A 3289-nucleotide genomic window follows, 5' to 3' on the forward strand; every position below is an offset into this window, starting at 1 on the left:
GCATGCGCATCCTGTAGCGGGTCAGTACGGGGCACCCTGGTGGATCTCGTCCGCCAAGGCGTCGAGCTCGTCCAGCAGGTAAACGAACCGGCTTTGTGTCTTCAACCATGCACCGGCCGCCAGAGGGGCATTCGCCGCCTTCATCTGCTGGTCTGTCAGCTTCTTTGTAGTGCCGAGCCGAAATCCGACGATCGCTCGCTTCATCGTCTCTTTGCTCTGAGGGCTCTCGTGCGCCGCGTAGTTTCGCAGGGCGATCAGAAGCGTCAGGGGGTGGTGGTACCTCGGCTTCTTGATGGCCTCGTACAGATAGTGGCCTGCGTTCTTACCGCCGACGAACCGTCCGATATCCCCGAGTAGTCCGTCACGCCCTTTGAAGTCGAAGAACTTCCCACCCGTCACCAGGTACTCGCAGACCTTCTCGGTCATGTGCCGGGGGAAGGCAATGCTCGTGGCCTTGCTGAACGGCTCCGAGTCGTTGTTGAGTGCCACGATCAAGCACTCCAACATCAGGCTCTCGAACGCCACGGCGATCTTCATCAGCGCCGCCTCGTACGCCCAGGTGACAGCCTGATCCGTCATGCCGGAATCATCTATCTCGTCTAGGTACTCCCGGATACGCTGTGTTGTCTCCTTGAACTTGCCTGCGGCGAACTTGCCGCTCTTCTTTCGCCCCATGCCGATCAGCGTACGCAGCAGCCACAGCGTCGGCAGCCCGCGACGATATCGCACAGCAGTGATGACCCCGGCCCAGCATTTCGTCCTTGCCTGCATGGCTGCCCGCACAGGTGCCCCGTCTGACGGCGTAGCCGAGCCCCACTCCGAGCTGCGCTGCCTCAGCCATCCGGCACTGGCCAGCCTCATCGCGCACACCCGCGCATCCTGACCGGCTCCTGCACACCGCACGCAAGATGCGGGAACGCGGCGGCTGGCCCAGACGGGCGGTGGGTGAGACCGCATCGAAGATCATCTTGCTGCCAAGTGACAGCGGTGCAGGCGCCGCTGTCACGTTTTGCGGCGCTCGATGCACTCCCTTGTAACTGTGGGCGATGGCGCACCACGGGCGGACCCAAAAATGAGAGGTGCTGCATGCTTGAAGCGGCTGTGGCGCTGGGCGGAACACTGGGCCTGGTTGCGGGCAGACTCCTGTATCGGCTGCTGAGCGACCGTACTCGGGTCAGGCTGGCGCGGCTGCGGCAACAGGGCACCAGTGAGCGTGTCCGCGCCCTGCCCCCGGGAAGCGTGTTGGTGGAACGGCGTGAGGGGGAAGAGGTGCGCGTCGAGATCGGCGGAGGCGAACGTGGATGACCTGCATGCGACCCGTGACGCGCGCACGGCCCAGTCCCCTCCTCCTGCAAGGCAGTCCTCCACTACGCCTGAGCCCGTGGACTTCTCCCTCTTCTACTCACAGCATCTGGGCCGCCTGGTGCGCCACTTGATGAGGTTGGGAGCGGAGCCGCACGAGGCGGCGGAGGCCGCCCAGTCGGCGTTCACGGAGGCCTATGCGGCGTGGTCGCGGCTGACGCATCCGGGGGCCTGGCTGCGAACGGTGGCCTACCGGCATTTTTTGAGAAGGGAAGTGCGGTGCCGTGAGCTCACCGACACCCCACCCGAGACGCCCTCGCCCTGTTGTCCGCTGAGCGCCGTGGAGATCAAGGAGGAGGAGTCACGGGTGTATGAGGCGCTGGCCTCGCTGCCGCCCCAGCCGCGCCGTGTGATGGCCTGGCACCTCGATGGCTACACCACATCGGAGATCGCGGAAGCCCTGGACATGAAGCCGGACGCCGTGCGGCAGAACCTGGGCCGGGCTCGTGCTCGGCTCAAAGTGGTACTGGGTCTGACGCAGGGAGGTGCACAGAGGTGATTAACGACCACAGCGACCGCGAACTCGATGCTCTTCTTGCCCGGGCGGACCACGCGGTGCTCGACGCGGTGACCGGCGGGCTGGACATTCCCAGGGGACTGACGCACGTCTTCAGCCCCGCCTCCCGGACGATCCAGGGGCCTGAGCGGCCCGAATCCGTGCCGCACCTGCAGGGCGAATCAGCGCATGGCCCGAATGCTCACCTTTCCAGTGTTCTGCGGACAACCCATGACGTGCTGGGGACCATCAGTCGCCTCCGGGCCGCCTTCGGCGGCTGGGCGCACTTCGGCACGCCTGAAAGGCGCCGTTCCCTCTTGCGCTGCCTGGACAGGGCGGAATCGTCCCTGGCTGCCCTGCGGAGGGGCTTGGAGGAGCGCAGGTTGTCGCGGACCGAGGCGAGCGACCTGATCGCGGCGGCCAGCGGCATGCTCCGAGACATCGCCGTCGAGCTGGTTGCTGTTGCGTTGTCCCTCGACGGGGAGGCGTCGTACTGGCAAACAATGGAGTGGATCGACACGGCCGACGAGGTACATGATCGGCTGCACGATGTCGCGCGGATCATCCCTAGGCTCTTCGACGATGCCACCGACACGGTGATAAACCCTGTGTCCCAGCAGTGATCAGACCATCGCGGAAGTTGAGTCCCCGCAGCGGTCCGGCCGTCTGGGCCCGGTGGCCGTGTTGTTGAAAGCGCGGGGTCTCATCTTCACGGCGGCACCGTGTATGAGGATGGAGGACCCGGCACGTGTTCCCGTTGCTCAGAGACCGCAGCCTTCTGCCAGCGACCAGAGCTATTGTCACGGGCTAGCCAGGGAAGGTTCAGTCCGTCGGCATGCAGGAGCGTTCTCGCAGTGAACCGGCCCGGGAGGCGATCCGGTGGTGCCGCTCGGCGATCTTCACCTGCCGCCTGCGCCGCCCTCCCACCGGCCGGGCCGTGGCGGCTGTGGCGCTCGAGCCATTGCAGCAGTACGTCCCGCCCGGCGGCGAAGTCGAGGTCCCACACGTCCGCGCGTTCCTGCGAGGGCTGTCCGTCGCCGAGACCGCCCGCATCATGGGGAAGAACGAGGGCGCGATCAAGACGCTGTAGCACCGCGCCCTGCGCGCCCTCGCCAAGGCCCTTCCGCAGCCCCCCCCACGGCCCGCTCACCAGGAATCAGCCGGCGAACACCACGCTGGGGAGAAGCCGTTGGTCTCCCGCGCCCTGCATGAGGTAGCCGCCGAATGCACCAGAGCCACGTGGCCCACCGCCACCGCGCGGCGCCGGATCGCGTGCAGAACCTGCGCGCACGAGCATCGCTGTCCCGCGTACAGCCCAGCACGCTGACCCCTAGGCCGTGTCTTCAAAGTGGGCGGAGCCAGAGGAGTGTTGATGCCAGGGTGACGGCGGCTTTGAAGGACGTCGCGGTTTTTTCGTAACGGGTGGCGATG

At 66.1% G+C, this 3289-nt stretch carries 4 protein-coding genes; 3 read left to right on the plus strand and 1 reads right to left on the minus strand.

The window, feature by feature from the left end:
* Nucleotides 1–21 precede the first annotated feature (21 nt).
* Complete coding sequence (locus ACFQ7F_RS45625; RefSeq protein WP_383285641.1) at nt 22–675, minus strand: hypothetical protein; 654 nt, start codon at nt 673–675, stop codon at nt 22–24.
* A 706-nt stretch (nt 676–1381) separates the two neighbouring features.
* Between ACFQ7F_RS45625 and ACFQ7F_RS45630 the strand changes: the two genes are divergently transcribed.
* The 3 genes from ACFQ7F_RS45630 (at nt 1382) to ACFQ7F_RS45640 (ending at nt 2948) form a co-directional block, all read left to right on the plus strand.
* The gene (locus ACFQ7F_RS45630) at nt 1382–1861 is read left to right on the plus strand and encodes an RNA polymerase sigma factor (RefSeq protein WP_383285644.1); all 480 of its coding nucleotides are present in this window, start codon (nt 1382–1384) and stop codon (nt 1859–1861) included.
* A complete protein-coding gene (locus tag ACFQ7F_RS45635; RefSeq protein ID WP_383285647.1) occupies nt 1858–2481 on the plus strand; it encodes a DUF6099 family protein in 624 nt (207 codons plus the stop codon). Before ACFQ7F_RS45630 ends, ACFQ7F_RS45635 begins: the two co-directional genes overlap by 4 nt.
* A gap of 212 nt (nt 2482–2693) precedes the next feature.
* Nucleotides 2694–2948 (plus strand): hypothetical protein, encoded by a 255-nt coding sequence (locus tag ACFQ7F_RS45640; protein ID WP_383285650.1) that lies wholly within the window; start codon nt 2694–2696, stop codon nt 2946–2948.
* Nucleotides 2949–3289 lie beyond the last annotated feature (341 nt).

The organism is Streptomyces sp. NPDC056486 (assembly GCF_042795295.1).
Taxonomy (GTDB): Bacteria; Actinomycetota; Actinomycetes; order Streptomycetales; family Streptomycetaceae; genus Streptomyces.